This is a genomic window from Nostoc sp. CALU 1950, assembly GCF_051172895.1.
In the GTDB taxonomy this organism is placed as follows: domain Bacteria; phylum Cyanobacteriota; class Cyanobacteriia; order Cyanobacteriales; family Nostocaceae; genus Nostoc; species Nostoc edaphicum_A.
Genome location: NZ_JBDNJQ010000019.1, coordinates 44,484 through 68,441, shown reverse-complemented (window position 1 = coordinate 68,441; position 23,958 = coordinate 44,484). Strand labels below are relative to the sequence as shown.

General features: G+C 42.2%; 11 protein-coding genes. 10 read left to right on the top strand and 1 reads right to left on the bottom strand.

The annotated features are described in order from the left end of the window. The first annotated feature begins 75 nt into the window (after positions 1 to 75). The 7 genes from ABF638_RS08365 to grpE all read left to right on the top strand — a co-directional run bounded on the left by ABF638_RS08365 (position 76) and on the right by grpE (position 8,204). Positions 76 to 372: a hypothetical protein gene (locus ABF638_RS08365; protein ID WP_435021876.1), complete on the top strand. Its 297-nt coding sequence runs from the start codon at positions 76 to 78 to the stop codon at positions 370 to 372. A gap of 16 nt (positions 373 to 388) precedes the next feature. Further along, positions 389 to 1,228, top strand: coding sequence for an Rpn family recombination-promoting nuclease/putative transposase (locus tag ABF638_RS08360; protein ID WP_435021874.1), 840 nt, complete (start codon positions 389 to 391; stop codon positions 1,226 to 1,228). A 368-nt stretch (positions 1,229 to 1,596) separates the two neighbouring features. Continuing rightward, the gene (locus tag ABF638_RS08355; protein WP_435021872.1) at positions 1,597 to 2,484 is read left to right on the top strand and encodes an N-acetylmuramoyl-L-alanine amidase; all 888 of its coding nucleotides are present in this window, start codon (positions 1,597 to 1,599) and stop codon (positions 2,482 to 2,484) included. Between the two features lie 196 nt (positions 2,485 to 2,680). After that, positions 2,681 to 3,940: an FAD-dependent hydroxylase gene (locus ABF638_RS08350; protein WP_435021870.1), complete on the top strand. Its 1,260-nt coding sequence runs from the start codon at positions 2,681 to 2,683 to the stop codon at positions 3,938 to 3,940. Positions 3,941 to 4,355: 415 nt separating this feature from the next. Further along, positions 4,356 to 6,845, top strand: a complete 2,490-nt coding sequence (locus ABF638_RS08345; protein WP_435021868.1) for a tetratricopeptide repeat protein — start codon at positions 4,356 to 4,358, stop codon at positions 6,843 to 6,845. A gap of 212 nt (positions 6,846 to 7,057) precedes the next feature. Continuing rightward, on the top strand, positions 7,058 to 7,354 hold the full coding sequence (locus ABF638_RS08340) for a molecular chaperone DnaJ (protein ID WP_435021866.1): 297 nt from the start codon (positions 7,058 to 7,060) through the stop codon (positions 7,352 to 7,354). 49 nt (positions 7,355 to 7,403) lie between these two features. Next, positions 7,404 to 8,204, top strand: coding sequence for a nucleotide exchange factor GrpE (grpE, locus tag ABF638_RS08335; protein WP_435021864.1), 801 nt, complete (start codon positions 7,404 to 7,406; stop codon positions 8,202 to 8,204). Positions 8,205 to 8,394: 190 nt separating this feature from the next. Here the strand turns inward: grpE and ABF638_RS08330 are convergent, their stop codons facing one another. Further along, on the bottom strand, positions 8,395 to 9,921 hold the full coding sequence (locus ABF638_RS08330; RefSeq protein ID WP_435021882.1) for a site-2 protease family protein: 1,527 nt from the start codon (positions 9,919 to 9,921) through the stop codon (positions 8,395 to 8,397). A gap of 284 nt (positions 9,922 to 10,205) precedes the next feature. Here ABF638_RS08330 and ABF638_RS08325 point away from each other — a divergent pair, with 284 nt between their 5' ends. The 3 genes from ABF638_RS08325 to ABF638_RS08315 all read left to right on the top strand — a co-directional run bounded on the left by ABF638_RS08325 (position 10,206) and on the right by ABF638_RS08315 (position 23,838). Next, entirely contained in the window at positions 10,206 to 10,940 is a 735-nt protein-coding gene (locus ABF638_RS08325; RefSeq protein ID WP_435021880.1) for an MBL fold metallo-hydrolase, read from the top strand. A 512-nt stretch (positions 10,941 to 11,452) separates the two neighbouring features. Continuing rightward, positions 11,453 to 17,845: an ATP-binding sensor histidine kinase gene (locus tag ABF638_RS08320; RefSeq protein ID WP_435021862.1), complete on the top strand. Its 6,393-nt coding sequence runs from the start codon at positions 11,453 to 11,455 to the stop codon at positions 17,843 to 17,845. Between the two features lie 74 nt (positions 17,846 to 17,919). Further along, positions 17,920 to 23,838, top strand: coding sequence for a trifunctional serine/threonine-protein kinase/ATP-binding protein/sensor histidine kinase (locus tag ABF638_RS08315; protein WP_435021860.1), 5,919 nt, complete (start codon positions 17,920 to 17,922; stop codon positions 23,836 to 23,838). Positions 23,839 to 23,958 lie beyond the last annotated feature (120 nt).

Below are 23,958 nucleotides of genomic sequence, written 5' to 3'. Positions count from 1 at the left end.
CTTAATGGTTTACTTGCTGTCTGATTAGGTGTTTCTTCCAAAAGTGGATGCTCCCTAATTGGCCCTTGGCTGGGTGTGGTAGATCCCAAAGAATATGAAACGCTATTTAAAAACGATTTAGAACTATTTAAAGAACTAGCAGCAAAATTACCTGAACTCAAAGAATCTGAAGATTTAGAATTAACAGACAAAATTGCTAGAGGTGAAGATTTAGATCCAGAACGCGCTGATGGTGTAGCTTTGCGTGCCTTGCGTCAACTTTTAGAAGAAAAAGATCCCCAGCAGCACTGGGGTGGATTAAAGAAAGTCTTAACTCCAGAGGGACATTACCTGTGGCTATGCGAACACCACGCAGCCGAGTATAAACGCTAAACCAGTTTTCCTATATATGGCAGAATATGACAACCTTTGTAAAATACTCGCAGAAAAGTATCCCCGTGATTTTACCCGTTGGTTATTAAATCAAGAACCGCGAACAGTTGAAATCTTAAAAACTGAATTGAGTATCGAACCGATACGTGCTGATTCAGTGACATTTCTGCAAACAGAAAATCGGATTTTACACCTAGAATTTCAAACTACTATTAAGTCCCAAAAACCAATTTCTCTGCGGATGCTAGATTATTACGTTCGATTGGTACGTAAATATCAAGTTCCTGTTACGCAGGTTGTGATTTTCTTGCAACAGACAAGCGACGAAATCGCTTTTATTGAAGAATATATCAGTGAAGTCACAACCCACCGTTATCGAGTTATCCGGTTATGGGAGCAAGATTCGGCACTATTTCTTGGCAATCTGGCGTTATTGCCTTTAGCACCGTTAACGCGAACAGATTCAGCCCAAGCGTTATTATCCCAGGTAGCTGAGGAAATTGCTAAAATTCCAGATATCGAGACTAGACAAAATACTGCTGCTTACACTGAGATTTTAGCAGGCTTAAAGTTTGAAAAAGATTTTATTCGTCAATTATTCCGGGAGGAAATCATGCAAGAGTCAGTGATTTATCAGGATATTTTGCAGAAGGGAGAGCAGAAGGGAGAGCAGAAGGAAGCATTGAAATATACTTTACGCCTTTTAAATAAACGCTTTGGTGAGATAGATTCATTAATAATTGAACGTCTCCAAGTCTTATCTACTGAACAATTGGAAGGATTGGGAGAAGAATTTTTAGATTTTTCAAATGTATCTGATTTAGTTGCTTGGCTTGAGCAAAATACAAGCAGTTAAAATAATTTTTAATCTCCTCTACTTTTCGGGTTGGCTATGCGAACACCACGCAGCCGAGTATAAACGCTAACAATTTTAGATTTGAGATTGCGATCTTGAATTGTGTCTCTACAATTCATCAACTATTCCCTGAACCAGTATCGATGGTTTTGATAGCATTGAGATAGCTCCTAGACAAAGGAAGCATCTAAAACAATGACTTAGGATTACAACATATACTAGTAACGTATATTTAACTAGACTTAAGGTATTATAGCGATTATCGTTTGGATACCCTAAGCTGTAGGGGTTTACAGAATTGCGCCTCTACAAAGGATACGCAAATTTAGCTATAAATTAATATCTACTGTTTTACGGGTATCAGAAAAATGAGGTTTAAAGACTGGGCGACTAGGGTGCTACTAATCTCGCTGATGTTCATGGCTCTAATTATAGTGCTGCTAATTGGACGAGCGACAAAATTACAAAATAATCCGACAATATCTGATACATCCAATACATCCAATTCACAGGTTACAACCTGGAGTCAGTATCCCCAGGCACAATTGCAATCAGCGAAAGAGCCAGAAAATAAATCTCAAGATGTTATCAAGTCCCCAGTCAAGACTAACAAGCCTGTAGCAAGGTACGTAACCACTCAAGCTTTTGCACAATACAGACCTAATTATCAAGTTGTCGCAGTTAACCCAACTAACTATGGAGAACGCTACGCCCAAGATGTTAACGGCCTTCCTCTCACCAACCAACCGATTATCGTCCTCCATGAAACTGGTTATTCAGCTTCTAGCGCCATCAATTTCTTTCAAGTAGCCCATGATGATGAAAGTGTGCAAGCAAGTTACCACGCTTTAATCAAGTTAGATGGAACGGTGGTTTATCTAGTACCGCCAGACAAGCGGGCTTTTGGTGCAGCTAACTCAGTATTTGATAGTTCTGATGGCGTGGAAACTGTGAAGACTAATCCAAATTTGCCCCCGTCTGTGAATAATTTTGCCTATCACGTTTCTTTGGAAACACCGCCAGATGGTTATGACGCTAGCAGCCAGCAAAGCCATAGCGGTTATACGGAAGCTCAATATAATTCTCTTGCTTGGTTAATTGCTCAAAGTCAAGTCCCAGACGATCGCATCACTACCCATAAACTAGTAGACCGTTCTAGTAAAAAAGTTGACCCGATAAATTTTGATGGTAATAAATTTCTAGACTTACTTAATACTTATCGTCAGGTTAGACCAATCTATCGAGTCAGTAAATAATTCAGATGAATAAGAGATCCCCCAACCCCCTTAAAAAGGGGGCTTTTTATATCCCCACCTTTTTAAGGGGGGTTAGGGGGGATCAAGTTTTCAGGTTTTGAGTGCGTAAGTCCTATTTAATTTTGAATTGTTAACTTGCTCAAGGAGGCGCGATCGCGTCAAAATAAGAGTTAAGACGCTGTAACCTAACTTAACAATGACCATAACGCAGCTTGAGCAAACTCTTTCCCCTCAACCAACACCGCCAAATGAGCGGGGATATGAATATGATTTGGTAATTGTCGGCGGTGGGATTATTGGGTTAACTCTAGCCTCTGCTTTAAAAGATTCTGGTTTGAGTGTCTTGCTAATTGAGGCGAAAGTAGCATCAGCGGCGGTAGCCAAGGGACAAGCCTATGCAGTTCACAAGCTTTCGTCACTAATTTATGAAGGAATTGGAGTTTGGGACAAAATGTTGCCTCAAATCGCCAAGTATTGCCGAGTTCGTCTTTCGGATGCCGATTATCCCAATGTGGTGGAATTTACCACAGATGATATAAATACAGCAGAGTTGGGTTATGTGGCTGAACACCAAGCCCTGTTGCAGCCGTTGCAAGATTTCGTCCAAGATTGCCCAAATGTGACTTATCTGTGTCCGGCGGAAGTGGTAAATACGCAATACCAGCAGAATATAGTCGCCATAGATATAAAAGTTGCCGATCAGCTAAGAACAGTTCGCAGCAAATTAGTTGTAGCAGCAGATGGATCGCGATCGCCAATTCGGCAAGCTGCTGGAATCAAAACCTCTGGCTGGAAATATTGGCAATCTTGCATTGTGGCATTTGTCAAACCAGAAAAACCCCACAATAACACCGCTTACGAAAGATTTTGGTCTAGCGGGCCCTTTGCGATTTTACCTTTACCGGGGAACCGTTGCCGCATTGTCTGGACAGCCCCCCATGAAGAAGCAAAAGCTTTGTGTGCCTTAAATGATGAGCAATTTTTGGCAGAATTAACCCGCCGCTATGGCGATCAGATGGGAAAATTGGAATTACTAGGCGATCGCTTTGTTTTTCAAGTACAACTCATGCAAAGCGATCGCTACGTTCTCCCTCGACTAGCATTAATTGGTGATGCGGCGCACAATTGCCATCCCGTCGGCGGACAAGGTTTAAATCTGGGTATTCGGGATGCAGCGGCTTTGGCGCAAGTCATTCAAGCAGCGCACAAAGCGGGTAAAGATATTGGTGACATCCAGATTCTCAAAGGTTATGAACGCTGGCGTAAGTTAGAAAATCTGACAATTTTAGGTTTCACCGATTTGTTAGATCGGATGTTTTCTAATAATTTCTTACCTGTGGTGGTGGTTCGTCGCCTGGGTTTATGGCTTTTGCAACGAGTACCGATGTTAAAGGTGTTTATGCTAAAATTGATGATTGGTTTGAAAGGGCGGACTCCAGAATTAGCAAAACGTTGAAGAAGAATTCAGGAGTCAGAATGGGCTAAACCTTAGCTATCCGCTAACAGGAGTCAGAATTTATCAGAATTTAGAAGTGTGGGGTATTTCGACCCACCACCACCGTCTTGTGAGGAAAAATCAAAGCCTCGCTCACTTTCAATACGGTTCGGTTAAGGTTTTTTGATGAAAATTCTAGATCCAAAGACGCGATAAATCGCGTCTCTTGCCTTAACCGAACCGTATTGCGCTCACTTTGGGCTAGGGTTTACACACAAGTATCGTAAAAAAACATCCAACTTTTTTAGATTTTGAATTAATTGTTAATCATGATTCCTTTTCGGTCAGCAACTACCTATGAAACGATCGCGATCGCTGATATCTTGATTAAATATATATAGGGTGTATCAACAGTTTTACCAAACTGGAGGCAAGGATGGCTAAACATGAGTCCAAACACCACTCAGCAAAACACGTCTCTAGCACAGGTACAAAACTTGCTGAAAACCCCTTCCAGGTAAAACTGCAAGAATTGCTGAAGCAGAAAAAATATCGGCAGGCGTTAGAAGAAATTAAAAAAAATCAGCGATCGCATCCTGATATTGAATTTACTCCCAAAGAATCAGAGATTTGGTTACTGCGGGGTCAACAGGAATTCCAAAAGCAAGATTTTAAACAGGCAGAAAAATCTTTTGGACGCGCTCTACAATTGGGTCTGGCAGGAGAAGCTCACTACTGGCAAGCAAGGTGTTTGCTAGAGTTGAATCAATTGGACGTAGCTCTGAATTTGCTCCGTGAGGCTTTTGAAGCAGGCAATCTCACCAAAGACTACAGCATTTCTTATCTCAAGCTCCTATTGCTCAAAGGAGATATCGCCACAGTTGAGCAGTTAATCAACCAACAATCTAAACGCTTCAGCGCTGCCCAACTCCACTGGGTTCGAGGGGTGATTGCTCTCAAAAATGAACAACCACAAGCCGCTTTGACATCTTTTCAAAAAATTAAGCGCCCCATCACCCCAGGAGATTTACCAAATGCTTGGCTTGTTTACAGTCAGCAAGTGAGTGGTAGTTGGAGTGCAGCCGCTAATCTATTGGGTTTGCAATCATCCAGATTCACCTTTGGCAGACCAAAGTATTTGGAACATCCAATTTTAGAGCGGTTGGCAACTTCCCAACAAGCAAAGACCGGAGAACCACCCCTCAATCCCCAAAATCTGGAACAATCAGATCAGGTGATCCAGGATGCAATATCAGCGTTGGCAATTGTACAGCTAATTAATGATGGCAATCATCATGATGCCGCCCATGTATTGCTACGGATGGAACGGTGTGCAGATCGTTTCCCGGAACTAAATATTCTGCGGACATCGCTTTTAACCCTTGCAGGTCAACAGGCACTTAATCAAGGACAAGCAGAATGTGCAGAGCTATTTTGGCAGCCTTTATTAACAGAGAAACCCTTTAACCCGCAATTGGCAGTTAACCTGTTAGAGGTCTTTGAAGTTAATGATTCTGAGCAAGAACGCCAACGCCTGGTGACTCAGTTGTTGAAATGGTTAGAGCAGGAAGGAAAACAAAAGCCTCAAGAATGGCCTGCAGAACGATTGAAACCAACCTTAGCTCACCTCCATTGCCGGATGGCAGATGCTTACATGGCACTGGATCGCGATCGCGCCGCTAAGGCAGCTTTGCAACAAGCAGAACGTATCTGTCCCACATCACCCGAATTACTGGGCCGCAAGGGACTATTTGCGGCAATGGAGGAAAATTATACTGAAGCGATCGCACTGATTACCCAAGCTATTGAAGGTGGCTGTCGCTATCAAGAAATTTATGATGGCTTGCTGAGTTGTTGGGATGAACTAGGAGACAAACAAGCACGTAATGAAGCTCGTCGGCGTTTTGGCAAGCACTTTGGCGACTTTAGTATTGAATCGGAAGTAGAAGTATTACCCTGGGTGGATGCTATTTCTACCTTGAGTTATCCCTTCTTTAGTCGTCTGGTGCAGGGTAAAGAGCAGAAAGATCCAGCTTTGCGTGCCTGTCAGATTTTTGTGAATGCAGTACAAAGTTCTCCCAACTCTGGCGGACGAGTCTCGTTAAATCAAAAAGCAGCCACCGAAGCATGGGAAGCTCTCCTAGAACAATTATCTGGAAATGAGCAAATTTCTGTATTGCAAGCGATCGCTCTTTCTATCCACCTATTCGCCAAACGCGAAAAAGGCATCGCCGCTTTAACAAATCAATATCTGCAAAAGTTGTTCAACCTATCAGCAGAACACCCAGAAGCCAAAGTTGCCCATTTAGTTGTCTTAGCTGTCAAAGAAGGAAGTCCCCAAAAACTAGAATCTCCTCTACGTACCTACCTCGACACCATGCCTCAACCAGGCAATGTTCTGGCAAATATCCAACTGCAAGCACGCCGTTTTGGCTGGATTACAACCTTGATTCCTGCCTTAGAAGAAGCATTACGTCGGGAACCACAAAACCCTTTATTGCTATTAGCTAGAGCCACTACCTACCCTATCAATCAACCAAAATACGAACAATTGAAGCAAGCGGGATTTGAATTAGCTCGTCGCCTACAAGATGCCAAAGCATTACAAGCATTTCGGGAAGAACAGGCGTTTCTTGCCGCTAAAGAAACTCAGAGCATAATGCCAGATCCAGAGAAATTTGACAATCTGAATATGTCAAATATTGATGATTTATTAGAAGGGATGCTTAAAAAATTATTTGGTAGCAAAATTCCCCAAGCTGAGTTTGAGAAGATGCTTCCAGAACTTAAGCAAATGATGTTAAACAGTATGCCTAATTTCTTGGATGATGATGAGGAAGAAGATGATGAATCAGAGATCGACTTAGACTTTATCTTTAGAAGCTTACCACCTACCTCTAGAAAACCAAAGGGTAGAAGAAGATGAGATTTTCAGGATTTACTTTAAACTAAGTAGAGCGGCATGAATAATTCAAGGTTTGTAGTGAGGGCTTCAGCCCTCATTTGAGGACTAAAGTCCTCACTACGAACTAATCTAAAAATTTTTTACATTAATTAATCCACTTTGATTTATTTTCGCCTACTTATTTAGTGACAAGATAATGTTTATAACTCCTAACTCAACACTCAGAACTCTTTATGACCTCCCACCACGAACACTTAGGAATTTCTCCAGGAGCTACCCCCGCTGAAATTAAAGCGGCGTATCATTCCAAGCTGCGTGAATTTCCCGCTCATACTTATCCAGAAGAATTTAAGGCAATTCGAGGAGCTTACGAGGCACTTCGCAAAGGAGAGACAATCCAAAATGAGGATTTTTTGAAGATTCGTCCCTTAGAAGCAGAACTGAACCCAGAAATATTAAAACAGATACGAGAAAAAGCGATCGCTCAACTAGAAGTTAGCCTAGATGATTTAATTCGTGCCACATTTTAATTGTTTGGAAATGGGGAATGGGGTATTGAAAACAAATAACAAATGACAAATGACAAATGACAAAGAAGCTTTATTTAACAAATTTTTAGATTATTTACATTCAGAACAAACGCCACCAGAGTATCTGGTTAAAGCGCCAGAATCTACTAATTCTTTTGATGCCTATCAAATGGTGGCAGAATGGACTGCTTTGCGCCATGAAGTTAAGCAACAGGGTAAATTATTGCGTTCTACTCAAGATGCTTTGGTGCAAGCATTGGAAGTAACTCGTACAGATAAAGAACAGCTGCAAATACGCCTAGAAGAAAGCCAAAAACAGGCATTGGATAAATTTGAAAAACAGCAAGAAAAACTACTAAAAGATTTGCTGGGTATCCTGGATGCTTTAGATCAGGCTTGTACTTACTGGCAAGAAGAGATAGAAGCATTATCTGCTACCTCAATACCAAAATCTCCCCCACAAAAAAACTTCTGGGAAAAGCTAAAACAGTGGTTTGGTGGTAAAGAAGTTCAATCAACGGTGTCTGAAAAATCACCAATATCAGAATCTTTAAGCGAAATTTTAATCAGCAATCAACAGGGAGTAGAGTTAATTAGGCGATCGCTTTTAGAAGTACTACGACAACGCCGGGTTGTTCCGATCGCAGCACAGGGCAAACCCTTTAACTCCCAAACGATGTATGCTGTGGGACGTGAGTTAAGAGCAGATGTTACAGATAACACCGTGATTCAGGAAGTAGTACGCGGTTATTTATGGGGCGATACCACTGGTAACGACGGAGCCATGCGCGTCTTGAGAGAAGCACAGGTAATCGTAGCCGCACGAGGGAATGAGAACCTGGAGAAGTAACAAGGCAAATATGGAACTAGTACTGCTTTGTGTAATTCGTAATTCGTAATTCGTAATTCGTAATTACTGTTCCGTAAGGGTTTTAGACATTTCAAATGGGTAGCTTATTTACGCTGCGCTGTACTAGTACAGCATGAAGGAAATAAATCAGGAGTGAGAATACAGAATCCAGAATTGGTGAATACTCTACTTAAATTTGCAAAAGGTTAGCGATCGCTTGCGGTAATGGCAAAATAATTATAATCAACAAAGCCATCGCCAATAATCCCCAAACGTCACGTTTGTTATCCAATTCACTGACATCATTTAGTGCAGGTTCATCAATCAACGGCATAAATAATAAGATAATCGCCCACACCAAAAACTCTTCCCGAACTAAAGCCAGCAATAGCAACAACACACGAGCAATTTGACCAATTACCATCGCAGTTCGTTGTCCAAACATCGCATGGACAATGTGACCTCCATCTAGTTGTCCCACAGGCATTAAATTTAACGCCGTCACAATTAATCCCAGAAAACCAGCTACTGCAACTGGATGCAAGTCAAGGGCTGATTTTGCTGTTAACTCACTTCCCAAAGCTAACTTCGAGAGTAGTGCCAGTAAAATTGAATACTTGGGATTAAGCGCATCAGGATTCAAAAGTCGGGTTTTTTCAGTAATAGCAACCACGTCAGAATTAGCCAAACCCCATATTAGTAGTGGTAAAGTAACAACAAAACCTGCAATTGGGCCAGCAATACTAATATCAAATAAAGCTTTGCGGTTGGGAATGGGACTACGCATCTGAATAAATGCCCCAAAAGTTCCCAAAAAGAAAGGTACGGGAATAAAGTAAGGCAACGTCGAGCGAATTTTGTAAAACTTAGCTGTCAAATAATGTCCAAGTTCATGAATACCCAAAATAGTCATTAGTCCTAAAGCATAAGGCAATCCCTTGAACAGGATATCTGGGTTAGATAGAACTTTGAACAAAGAGCCAATTTCCCAGAGAGGCGGCAGAGAAACACCAGCAATTTCCACTCCCACCAAGGTAGTAGTTAGCAAAGTAGCTACTAGTAGTAGAAGTGCTAATCCTGGTTTAGTTAACCGTTCCTGGTCGCGTCGTGGTGTATTTCTCTCTTTCGCAGCTTGAATGTTGGGAACTAGCACAAAGAAAGGTTTGTCATTTAAACCTTCTTGAAAGATCAGCAAGAAGCGATCGCCAAATTGTGCTTCAATATTAGTCTTAATCTGCTGGTAGGCGTTGCTGGCTTTAGTTCGCAACTGACCACGGCAAATCACAGCTTGTGGTCGATACTCAATATTTTGAACGTAGTATACAGACCAAGGAAAACAATTTCGCAGTTGGGTTTCTTCCGTTGGCTCAATGGGACGCACTATTGGTTCTGGGGTAGGCTGGATAGTCGGCTGTGATTCTGAAGCTTGGGCTTGGGATTCAGCTTCGGTCTGTGTATCTCTTGGCACTCGACGCCCCCAGTGAAACAACATCCAGTACAACAGTGTGCAGACAAATAACGACCAAATGATCAGTCCTGGTGGCGGAGGTGGTTTCGCCCCGTATATCAGCGTCCATCCACTCAACAGAAATGCTGGTGTCATTAAAACCAGCCACAACAACCATACTGGCGTCCGAGTGATGTGAGCGACGCTGTGCTGCACCATTAGATAAGTAGCTAGCCCCAGTAGGAGGATAAACAGAAACCAAAATGCCATGTTATCTTCAGTAATTTTGACAAAACACCCTACCAGTAGCTTCAGCACCATAGCATTAACTACAAGGCAGACCTCAAATCCCAATTGTTTTCACAAGGGTTAATAGGGGACTGGGTATTGGGTGCTGGGGACTGGGGACTGGAGACTGGGAGACAAGAATAACTAATACCCAAATGCCCCATGCCCCATGTCCAATTCCCAATTCCCAATCCCCAGTTCAATTCTTGAGAATTTCCACACTACCACCAGATTGTCCACAACTCCTCAGTTTCGGTTCTTTGATCATGTGCCCTTTACCTCAAAAACCAAGTCATACAACTAAGTCACCACGGGCTGTCTTCCCTGACGAAGTTCCTAGCGGAAGTTCTCTGCAATCGGACTTCGCACAAGAGAGTATTTTTGCCTTTCCACCCAATCGGGACACATTAGGGGGAACCTCTTATTTTATTGTAAGAAATGAAGGGAATATCCTCATAGATTGCCCTGCTTTAGACCAAACAAATCAAGATTTTTTGCGATCGCATGGAGGCGTGCGTTGGTTATTCATCACTCATCGCGGCGCTATTGGTAAGACTGCTGAATTTCAGCAAACCTTTGGCTGCGAGGTGCTGATTCAAGAGCAAGAAGCTTATTTATTACCAGGCTTAACCGTAACTACATTTAGGCAGGAATTTACCCTTGATGCAGCAACACAAGTGATTTGGACACCAGGTCATTCTCCTGGCTCATCTTGCCTCTACTACAGTGAACTTGGAGGTATATTGTTTTCTGGTCGCCATTTACTCCCCAATCAGCATGGCAAAGCCGTATTATTACGGACAGCTAAAACCTTTCACTGGCCAAGGCAAATTCAGAGTCTTCGATTATTGTTAGAACATTTTACACCAGAAACTCTTCAGTATATTTGTCCTGGAGCTAATACAGGCTTTCTTAGAGGCAAGCGAGTCATAGATCAAGCTTATCAACACCTCGCCTCTCTAGATTTACCAGCTTTGTTGCGGATAGAGCCTCTAGTTTAAAAGCAAGGGAGTTAGCAGTTATGCCAGATGTATGGGTAGCACAATTACGTGACTGTGCAACTAAAGTTCATGGTCAGCAAATTCTGCAATTAATTAATCAAATTCCCTCATTCCATTGCTCATTTAGCTAATGGGTTAAGGCAGTTAGTAAATAACTTTGATTTTGAGAAAATTTTGGAATTAACAAAATAGGAGCGTAATACCAATTTTTTATGAAGCTGCATAGAATTCGATCCCCCCTAGCCCCCCTTAATAAAGGGGGAACCGGAAAAACATCTATCAAAGTCCCCCTTTTTAAGGGGGATTTAGGGGGATCAAGATATGTGTAACTTCACATTAAATTGGTATAAGAGACCCTTTTATAAAGTAAATCTTAAATTGTCGGGTGCGTTAAAGCTACCGCTAACGGAACTGGGAACTGTTTTGCTCAATTACAGTTTTCTAACGTTTGTTAACCAAGATATTGTCCTGGGAATTATAACGCTAGTATACAGATATTCTCGTAAAAACTTATGAGCGCCAAAGTTGATGGAACTTTAAGGATCGCTGGCTACCGAACTATAGAACAACTATATTCAGGTTCTCGCACCCAAGTGTATCGGGCAGTTCGAGAATGTGATCGCCTGCCAGTTGTCATCAAGCTCTTAAAACGAGAATACCCGACTTTTAGTGAATTAGTACAGTTTCGCAACCAATATGCGATCGCTAAAAATTTAGATATTCCCGGCATTATCAAACCTTATAGTCTGGAAGCCTATCATAATGGCTATGTTCTGGTCATGGAAGACTTTGGTGGTGTTTCCTTGCGGCAATTTATTCAAGGAAAAATACTGACATTAGAGCAATTTCTACCTATTGCTTTGCAATTATTAGACACCTTACACCAGTTGCATAAACAGAGTGTCATTCACAAAGACATAAAACCAGCCAACATCCTAATTCACCCTCAGAATAAACAAATCAAGCTGATTGACTTCAGTATTGCCTCGCTCTTACCACGAGAAACCCAGGAGATCCAAAGTCCCAACGGACTGGAGGGAACCCTAGCCTATCTGTCGCCAGAGCAAACCGGACGGATGAACAGGGGTATTGACTACCGCAGTGACTTTTATTCATTAGGCGTAACTTTCTTTGAACTGCTGAGTGGACAATTACCCTTTGAGTCCAATGAGCCAATGGAATTGCTGCATTGTCACATTGCAAAGCTTCCACCCTTTCTCTGCGATTTCAACCTCGATTTGCCCTTGATGCTGGGGGAAATTGTCCGCAAACTGATGGCGAAGAACGCCGAAGACCGCTATCAGAGTGCGCTAGGAATTAAACATGACCTAGTAACTTGCTTAGAACAGTGGCGAGAAACAGGTAAGCACACCTGGTTTGATTTGGGACAGCGAGATATCAGCGATCGCTTTCTCATACCCGAAAAACTCTACGGGCGAGAATCGGAAGTGCAAACGTTACTGGATACCTTTGGTTATGTTGCTAATGGTCGCTCCCAACTGATGCTAGTAGCAGGTTTCTCTGGTATTGGTAAAACCGCAGTCGTCAATGAAGTGCATAAGCCAATTGTCCGGTGGAACGGCTATTTCATCAAGGGCAAATACGACCAGTTCAACCTCAATATTCCTCTATCTGCTTTTGTGCAAGCTTTTCGTGATCTGATGGGACAGTTGCTCAGTGAAAGTGATACCCAACTGAAGCAATGGCAGAGCAAGATTTTAGCGGCAGTTGGAGACAATGGGCAACTCCTGATCGAGGTAATTCCTGAACTGGAGCAGCTGATCGGCAAACAGCCTGCGTTCGCCCCTGGCGTTGGCGGAGCCATCGCACAATTATCGGGTAGTGCGGCACAGAACCGTTTTAATCTGCTGTTCCAAAAGTTCATTCAAGTCTTCACCACAAGAGAGCATCCGTTGGTGATGTTTCTTGATGACTTGCAGTGGGCAGATTCGGCATCGCTCAATTTGCTGAAGCTGTTGATGGCCCAGAGTGATTGGGGTTATCTATTCATTATTGGCGCCTACCGCGATAACGAGGTGTTTGCAGCTCATCCACTGATGTTGACGTTAGATGAAATTGAAAAGGCATCTTCCTGCGTCAAGACTTTAACTCTAGATCCCTTGAGTCAAGCAGATGTTAACCATTTAATTGCCGACTCCCTCAGTTGTGCAATTGAACAGGCATTGCCGTTGACAGAGTTGGTTTATCAAAAAGCCAAAGGCAATCCCTTTTTCACGACTCAGTTTTTGAAAGCGCTGCATGAGGATGGGCTGATTACCTTTGATTGGGAGATAGGTTTCTGGCAATGTGATGTAGCACAAGTGCATAGACGCGCAGCGGCTTGTAGTCAGACATCGCTCGCTCTCACTGATGACGTGGTGGAATTTATGGCACAACAACTTCAGAAATTGCCACCCAACACTCAAGATATCTTGAAACTGGCAGCGTGTATTGGTAATCAATTTGATTTGAAGACATTGGCGATCGTTTCTGAACAATCGCAAATTGAAGCGGCTACAAGTTTATGGAAAGCTTTACAAGAAGGCTTAATTATACCCCAAAATGAAGTTTATAAGTTTTATCAACAGGAGTCATTTGTCAATAGTGATTTGTCATTTGTAGACGATCAAAAACAAATGACCAATGACCAAGGACAAATGACAGTTACTTATAAATTTTTACATGACCGGGTGCAACAAGCAGCATACTCACTAATTCCCGCCGATGAAAAACAACTCGTTCACCTGAAGATTGGACAGTTACTCTTAAGTAATACTCCCGAAAGTAACCGAGAAGAACGGATTTTTGAAATAGTCAGTCAACTCAATATTGCGACTGAATTGATCGCCCAATCCGCAGAACGTCAAACATTAGCCGAATTTAACCTGATGGCAAGTCGCAAGGCAAAGGTGGTTACGGCCTATACTGCTGCCTGCAAATATGCTCAGGTAGGCATTGGGTTACTTGCCCAAAACAATTGGCAGCATCAGTATGAGTTGACCTTAGCACTCCATCAAGTCGCCACAGAAGCCGCCTATCTAAGCGGTGATTTAGAGCAGATGGCAGCCAATGCCAGCCTTGTCCTAAATCACGCCAAAACTCCATTAGCTCAAATCAGCGTCTATGAGGTGAAGATTGAAGCATTCACTGCCCAGGGTCAATTTGCTCAAGCGATCGCAGCAGCACTTGCCATTTTAAAGCAATTGGGAGTGGAACTGCCCACAGAGCCTACCCAGGACGATGTAGCAGCTGCCTTTAGTACCGTTTCCGATGCGATTGGAGAACGTCTACCTGGTGAGTTACTCAACCTCAGCGAAGCAAAGGATGCAAACATCCTGGCAGCGGCTCGAATTTTGACATCGGTAGCACCCTGCGCCTATCTGTATCAGCCACTGTTGTATTTACTGGTGATTTTAAAAAAGGTTTATTTGTCTGTTGTGTATGGCAATGAGTCAACCTCGACCTTTAGCTATGTCTCTTATGGAATATTGATGTGTGGTGTGTTCGGAAAGGTTGGATTAGGTTATGAATTCGGTCAGTTAGCCCTCGATCTGCTATCACCTCAGCAAAATTCCGAATTGAAGGGGAAAACTTTATTACTAGTCTATGTGTACACAAGGCATTGGAAAATGCACCTGCGTGAGACATTAAACCCTTTGCAGATAGCTTATTGTAGTTGTTTAGATGTAGGCGATTTGGCTTTTGCGGGTTACTCTGCGTATAACTACGGTTTTTACTCCTATTTTGCTGGAAAGAATTTAACGCAACTGGAGTCAGAAGTTGCCCGATATTGTGAAGCCCTCAAGCACCTCAAGCAAAATCTCAGTTTGACCTATTCCCAGTTGATTCGACAAATTTTGCTGAATTTAATGGGGAATGGGGATGAAGTAGTGGTGTTGAGTGGTACAGCCTACAATGAACAGCATCAACTTCCATTACATGAAACAGCGGGCGATCGCACCGGATTAGCATTGCTGTGGATTAACAAACTAGTTGTGTCCTATCTGTTTTCAGAGTTTGAACAAGCCGTAGAACAGGCTGGACAAGCAAGACAGTATTTGGATGCTGTCATGGCTTTTTTATATGTACCCATCTTTCATTTCTATGAATCTTTAACCCAAATAGCATATTTTGGAGAACTTTCAACCCCAGAACAGCAGCCAATCAAGGAATGCATCGCTGCCAATCAAGAAAAACTCAAATACTGGGCAACTCATGCGCCGATGAATTTCTTGCACAAGTTTTATCTAGTCGAGGCGGAACGAGAACGAGTCCAAGGCAACAAAGCTGAGGCAATAGATTTGTACGATCGCGCGATCAAAGGAGCCAAAGAAAACGATTACATCCAAGAAGAAGCACTTGCCAATGAACTAGCTGCCAAATTTTACCTCGACTGGGGCAAAGAGCGGATTGCTCAGGAATACATGACCCAAGCCTACTACGGCTATGCTCGTTGGGAAGCTAAAGCCAAAGTCGCCTACTTGGAACGACGCTATCCCCAACTCCTCGCTCCCATTCTCCAGCCAACCCGTTCTCCCCTCTCAACTAACGAAACTATCTTCACATTAGAGAGTATCACCTCCACCAGTTCTGCCACTTCCAGTACTAGCAACGTCTCTGTTGCTTTAGATTTAGCTACCATTCTCAAAGCTTCCCAAACCCTTTCTAGCGAAATCGAACTCGAAAAACTGCTCTCGGCGTTGCTGCATATCGTCATTGAAAATGCGGGAGCCGATAAGTGTGTGTTCATGCTTTTGGAGTCAGGTGATTTATTAATTCAGGCGTCAGCACAGCTTTCCTTTGGTGGCACATCTCTACAGAACAAAGGAATTGCTGAAGTCGATTTTTACCCAATGTTGTCGAACCCACAGCCTGTTGAAGACTCTCTTGATCTACCAGTTAGCTTAATTAATACCGTCAAACGCAACTTAAAACCAGTAGTGATTATTGATGCCACGGTGCATCAGCAATTAATTAATGACCCGTATATTCAGCAACAGCAGCCCAAAAGTATCTTGTGCATCCCGATTTTGCATCAGGGTAAGTTGCTGGGCATTTTGTATTTGGAAAACAATTTGGCAACTGGAGCATTTACAAGCGATCGCGTCAAGCTACTCAACTTACTTTGCGCTCAAGCTGCAATTTCTGTGGAAAATGCCCGCCTTTATCGCAATTCCCAGAACTATGCTCAACAGTTGGAACAATCTCTAGCACAATTGCAGGCTAGTGAAATCCGCTTTCAAAATTTGACGAATAATATTCCTGGTATGGTGTACCAATTCCGTTTGGCGGCTGACGGTTCAACTTCAACACCCTACGTTAGCTCTGGCTGTTTGGACTTGTATGGGTTAGAGCCAGAATCAGTGATGACAGGGAAACGTAGCCTTTACGCCATGAATCATCCTGACGATCAACCAGCTATTGCCCAAGCGATCGCCTACTCTGCTCAAAATCTGACACCATTTGACATAGAATGTCGGATTATCCTGCCTTCAGGAACCGTCAAATGGATTCAATCTCTTGCTCGGCCAGAGCGACAAGTCGATGGCGCAATCGTCTGGGATGGGGTGATGATTGATATTAGCGATGTCTACAACGAGCTGCGCTTACGCAAACAGGCCGAAGCATCTCTAGCCAAAGAACGAGAGTTTTTGAATGCCATCATTCACAATATTACAGATGGGATTGTTGTTTGTGATGCTAATGGTAAATTGACTCTATTTAACAAAGCAACTCGTGAATTTCATGGCTTACCACTAGAATCATTACCAGCAGAAGAATGGGCAGAATACTTCGATCTTTATCAACCTGATGGTCAAACACCTCTATTAAAAACCGAAATTCCTTTGTTTCGCGCCTTGCAAGGGGAAATAGTCGAAAATGCCGAAATGGTAATTGCGCCAAAGCATGGTTCTACGAGAATTTTGTTAGCTAGCGGACAAGCGATCTTCGATCCTTCGGGTAACAAAGCAGGTGCGGTAGTTGTGATGCGAGATATTAGCGAGCGCAAACAAGCTGAACTTGCCTTGCAGCAAAAATCACAAGATTTGCAACAAGCATTGAACGATTTACAAAACGCCCAATTACAAATTGTCCAAAGTGAAAAAATGTCAGCACTGGGGAATCTAGTTGCTGGTGTGGCTCACGAAATGAATAATCCCCTTGGTTTTATAGCTGCTAGTCTCAAGCAAGCTAAACCGACTGTTGCTGATATTTTTGAACACTTAAAGCTTTATCAAGAAAGTGTACCCAACAAAAATGATCAAATTCTTAATCACGCCGAAGAAATCGACTTGGATTATAGCTTAGAAGACTTGCCCAAGATGATTGATTCTATGACTATGGCGTGCGATCGCCTAAAAAATATCAGCACCAGTTTACGAACTTTCTCCCGTGCCGACAAAGATTATAAAGTGCCGTTTAATATTCATCAAGGCATCGACAGCACGATTTTAATTTTGAAACATCGTCTCAAGGCTAACGAGCAACGCCCAGCAATTGAAGTGATAACTGAGTACAGCACTTTACCTCAAGTTGAGTGTTTTCCTGGACAATTAAATCAAGTATTTATGAATATCTTAGCAAATGCGATTGATGCATTGGATGAATCAAATACAAATCGGAGTTTTGAGGAAATTAAAATTAATCCTAACCGCATCACAATTAAAACATCACTAGAAATTAAAGGTGTAAAAATTACAATTGTTGACAATGGGAAGGGAATGGCTCAAGAGGTAAAACAAAAGATATTTGACCATTTATTTACGACGAAAGCTGTTGGCAAAGGAACAGGATTAGGACTCGCGATCGCCCGTCAAATTGTTGAAGAAACCCACTGCGGAAAATTGAATTTTAACTCGGTTTTGGGCGAAGGAACCGAATTTATCATTGAAATTCCGGTATGATTTTTAGTGATTTTTGGTAAACAACTTCAGATATCTGGGAATACTAAATCTGGAAATCTTAAAGATTTAGCAGCATGGTTAGCACTCTTGTCAATATTCCCCGATATCGCATCAGCGAGGAACTCTACAATGGTTCCAGAACCCTAGTTTATCGAGGGTATCGAGAGACTGACTCATTACCAGTAGTGATTAAACTGCTGAAAAATCCTTATCCCAGCTTCTCTGAACTCTTGTCGTTTCGTAATCAGTACAACATTGCCAAAAATCTTAACTCCCCGCTAATCATCCAAACCTACAGCCTAGAACCTTACCAAAATGGCTATGCGCTGGTGATGGAAGACTTTGGGGGAATTTCTCTTAAAGATTATTTCACCTCTGACCAGACGCTATATATCGCGTCTAGTGAAGAGTTTTTGCGAATTGCGATCGCACTCTGCAATACCTTAGATAGATTGTATCGAGAGCGGATCGTTCATAAAGATATTAAACCTGCCAATATTTTAATTAACCTCGAAACCAAACAAGTTAAATTAATTGACTTTAGTATTGCATCTCTGCTATCACGAGAAACCCAGACACTTGTCAATCCTAATATTTTAGAAGGGACACTAGCTTATATTTCCCCAGAACAAACGGGGAGGATGAATCGGGGGATTGATTACCGTACAGATTTCTATTCTTTGGGTGTGACATTCTACGAATTACTTACTGGAATTTTGCCATTTCAATCAAATGATCCAATGGAGTTGGTACATTCTCATATTGCTAAAATGCCTATGGCATTAGGCAATAGAAAAGAGATTCCCCAAGTTATTTGTGATATTGTCATGAAATTGATGGCAAAAAATGCCGAAGACCGCTATCAAAGTGCTTTGGGATTGAAGTTTGATTTAGAAAATTGTTTGTCTCAGTTACAAGTTACGGGTTTGATTGAGGGTTTTGAGATCGCACAACGGGATGTGTGCGATCGCTTCATCATCCCTGATAAACTTTATGGACGAGAAACCGAGGTATCAACTCTACTGGAAGCCTTTGAAAGAGTCAGCCTTGGCGCAACGGAAATGATGCTGGTAGCTGGGTTTTCGGGGATTGGGAAAACTGCGGTTGTCAACGAAGTTCATAAACCGATTGTGCGTCAACGGGGTTATTTTATCAAAGGGAAATATGACCAGTTTCAACGAAATATTCCCTTCAGTGGCTTTGTGCAAGCATTCCGGGATTTAATTGGACAATTATTAACTGAAAGTGATATCCAAATCCAGCAATGGAGAAACCAAATATTAGAGGCAGTTGGAGAAAATGGACAAGTAATTATTGAAGTTATCCCCGAATTATCAAGAATTATTGGCGAACAAACAGCCGCCATAGAATTATCAGGAACGGCGGCAGAAAATAGATTTAATTTATTGTTTCAAAAATTTATCCAAGTTTTTACCAGTGCTGAACATCCCTTAGTGATGTTTTTAGATGATTTGCAATGGGCAGATTCAGCATCGCTGAAGTTAATGCAGCTATTGATGGCTGATACAAAACATCTTTTGTTAATTGGTGCGTACCGTGATAACGAAGTCAATCCGGGACATCGATTAATGTTGACTTTGAGTGAGATTCAAAAAAACCAAGCAACTATTAATACGATTACTTTAGCACCACTGAATCAAGTCATACTGAATCAATTAGTTGCTGATACACTGAAATGTAAGGAAACTTTGGCATGGAGTCTTTCTCAATTAGTCTATCAAAAAACTCAAGGTAATCCGTTTTTTGCAACCCAGTTTCTCAAAGCATTGCATCAAGATAAGCTAATTGAATTTACCCCCCCAATCCCCCCTTACCAAGCAGGGAGTTGGCAATGTGACATTGTACAAGTAAATCAGCAAGCGGTTACAGATGATGTGGTGGCTTTTATGAGTTTTCAATTGCGAAAACTATCACAATCAACTCAACAGGTATTACAGTTAGCTGCTTGTATTGGCAACTCTTTTGATTTAGAAACTTTGGCAATTGCTTCTGAACAATCCCAAATCGAAACGGCTTCAGATTTGTGGAAAGCATTACAAGAAGGGTTGATTTTACCGATTAGTGATGTTTATAAGTTTTATCAAGGAGAAGAACGCGAGCAATTAGCGCTGTCAGATCATAATACCAGTAAACAAATAGCCAAATATAGATTCTTACATGACCGAGTACAGCAAGCTGCCTATTCTCTGATTCCCGATGAGCAAAAACAAGCAACTCACCTCAAAATTGGAAAATTACTACTGCACAGTTCCTCGGAAGTAGAACTGGAAGAAAAACTGTTTGATATTGCCCTGCATTTAAACCAAGGAATTGAGCTAATCACCCAACCGCAAGAACGGGAAGATTTAGCCCAACTTAACTTCAAAGCTGGAGTGAAGGCAAGAAATTCTACAGCTTATACTGCGGCAAGAGTTTATTTGCAAACAGGGATTGAAATACTGACAGCCAACTGCTGGCAAGATCAATATGAATTGACTCTGAATCTCCATGTTGCTGCTACCGAAGCTGCTTATTTGAATGCTGATTTTGATGGTATGGAAAAAATAGCAGCACTGGTGTTACAAAAAGCTGAGACGATTTTAGACAAAATCAAAATTTACCAAATTCAAATCGTCGCCCAGACAGCCCAGGGCAAGATATTAGAAGCAATTGCAGTCGGAAGAGATGCACTCTTGCAATTGGGGGTTGAACTCCCCACTGCACCTGACGAAGCCAAAATTGCTCAAGCCCTACAAACTGTAGTTAGTCTTCAAGGTGACAGAGGAATTGAGGAATTAGTCGATCTACCTGTAATGAGCGATCGCCAGACTCAGGCAGCTATGCAACTGTTAGGAATATTATTTTCACCAATTCTCCAGGCAATGCCTGGATTAATGCCCATACTGAGCGCAACAATGGTGAGTTTATCACTTGAGTTTGGCAATGCACCAGGATCAACGGTGGGGTATGCGATTCACAGTATGGTGTTGTGTGCCTTTTTGGGAGAAGTGAAAACAGGGTATAGCTTTGGGCGATTGGCAATCAACTTGCTGGATCAATTTAATGTCGGGGAATTCAAGTCTAAAGTTCTACTTCTGTTTGCAGCTTGGGTTCAACATCATCAGGAATCTCTCAAAGCAACGATGTTGACGATGAAAGATGGCTATGCAACTGGTATCGAAACTGGTGATTTTCTCAACGCTGGCTACAACTCCCTCGATTACCTCATTGCCAAACTTTTTGCTGGGGTAGAACTGGACATTTGGGAACCCGAAATAGCAACTTACAGGGTTGTCTTAGTGCAGGTAAAACAATATTCTGCCCAGACTTTTTTGGATATGATGCAGCAGACTGTGCAGAACTTGAGGGAAGGCCGTATTCTGTCGGATTGCTTAATTGGCACTGCCTACGATGAAACGGTGATGCTTTCTAAGCACCATCAGGACAACGATCTCACAGTGATCGCTATTGCTTACACTTACAAACTGATGCTTGCCTACTTTTTTGGTAATTACACGGCTGCCCTAGACTATAACGCCCAAGCCAAACAGTATTTAATGGCAGTATCAGGGATGATTTTTATTCCCATTTTTCATTTCTATACAGCCCTGACGCATTTGGCGCTCTTACCCACACAGCCAGAGTCGGAGCAAGGCGAATTTTTGTCTTTGGCCCAAACCCATCAAATCACTTTGCAACAGTGGGCGCAAAATGCTCCGATGAATCATCTGCATAAATGGTATTTAGTTGAGGCAGAAAAACATCGGGTTTTGGGCAATAAAGCCGAAGCAATTGAACATTACGATCGCGCCATCATTGGAGCCAAAGAAAATGATTATATTCAGGAAGAAGCGCTGGCTAATGAACTAGCCGCAAAGTTTTACCTCGACTGGGATAAACAGGAGATTGCCCAGTCATACATGACGAAGGCTTACTATGGCTATGCTCGTTGGGGTGCAAAAGCCAAAGTCGCTGACTTGGAAAGACGCTATCCCCAACTTTTAGCTCCTATTCTCCAAAAAACTCGCACGGTTCTCTCGGTTAACGAAACCGTCTTCGCATTAGGAACAGTCACCTCCACTAGTTCTTCTAGTTCTTCCTCCAGCGTCTCCGATTCTCTCGATTTAGCTGCTATTCTCAAGGCTTCCCAAAGTATCTCAGGTGAAATCGAACTAGAAAAACTGCTCTCATCGTTGCTGAAGATCGTCATCGAAAATGCGGGGGCCGATAAGTGTGTATTCATGCTCTTGCGAGACGATTCGCTAGGTGACACCAAGGGTGAACGCCTACTGATAAAAGGGTCAATTATTGAGGGTTCGCAGCCTGTCGTATTGCAGCGCCTTCTGATTGAGGAGAGTCAAGATATTCCCCTAAAGCTGATTTACAAAGTGAAGAACAACAGCCAGACTACTGTGCTGCTTGATGTGACGGCCGATCCGATTTTAGCCAATGACCCCTATATCATTCGTCAGCAGCCTCAGAGTATCTTGTGCAGCCCGATTTTACATCAAGGAAAGTTGCTGGGGATTTTGTATCTGGAAAATAATTTAGCAACTGGGGCGTTCACGAGCGATCGCGTCGAACTGCTCAATTTACTCTGCGCTCAAGCCGCAATTTCCCTAGAAAATGCCCGACTTTATGAGCGATCGCTAGAAAATGCCCAACAACTAGAGCGATCGCTTGATGAATTGAGTACCGCCCAGTCTGTCTTCCAAACATCCCAGCAACGACTCCAGCTATTGGTTCAGCAAACTCCACTGGCAGTTATAGAGTGGGATATCAATTATCAAGTTACTGACTGGAACCCAGCCTCAGAAAGAATCTTTGGCTACAGCAAACAAGAGGCTTTGGGTTGTGGATTCAAATTCATCATTCCTCAAAAGATTCAAACAGAAATGGAGCGAGTCAGCGTCGAGATTATATCGCAGGAGGGCGGCAATTACAGTATCAATGAAAATGTGACAAAGGATGGTAAAATCATCATTTGTGCTTGGTATAACAATCCGCTTGTAAATGCAGATGGCGAGTTAATCGGAGTTGCTTCCCTAGCGGATGATATTACGGAACAGCAAGCTGCACTACGCGAACGCAAAGTTGCCGAAGTGCAACTTCAACAAAAAGCACAAGAGCTAGAAGCTGCTTTACAAAACCTGCAACAAGCACAATTACAAATGGTGCAAAGTGAGAAAATGTCTGCACTAGGCAATTTAGTTGCAGGCGTTGCTCACGAAATGAATAATCCCCTTGGGTTTATTGCTGCCAGTCTTAAACAAGCTAAACCTACTATTGCTGATATTGTCGAACACTTAAAACTCTATCAAGAAAGTTTACCTAACAAAAATGAAGAAATTCTCGATCACGCCGAAGAAATCGATTTGGATTATAGCTTAGAAGACTTGCCCAAGATGATTGATTCCATGTCTATGGCGTGTGACAGGCTCAAAAATATTAGCACCAGTTTAAGAACTTTTTCTCGTACCGATCAAGATTATAAAGTGCCTTTCAATATCCATCAAGGCATTGATAGCACCATTCTCATTCTCAAACATCGTCTGAAGGCTAATGAACAACGTCCTGCCATTGAAGTTATCACAAACTATGGTAATTTGCCCCAGGTTGAATGTTTTCCTGGTCAATTAAATCAGGTATTTATGAACCTTCTAGCAAATGCTATTGATGCCTTAGATGAATCTAATCAGGGACGCAGTTTTGAAGAAACTAAAGCTAATCCTAACTGGATTAAAATTACAACCTCAGTCGCCAATAATCTAGTTAAAATTGCTATTGCTGATAATGGTAAAGGGATAAATGAAGAAGTGAAAGAAAAAATATTTGACCATTTGTTTACTACAAAAGCTGTTGGGAAAGGAACGGGGTTAGGACTTGCGATCGCCCGTCAAATTATTGTAGAAAAACATGGCGGAGCGATCGAAGTCAATTCTCGACTTGGCGAAGGAACTGAATTTGTGATTCAGCTACTATTGTCGGCATAAATGAGATAATCGCAGTTTTTGTAGGATAAAAATAACTTGTCGCTGCCCTAACTATGTCTTTGTGATGATCTATCGCATTTTTAGGATCTAGAATTTTCATCAAAAAACCTTAACCGAACC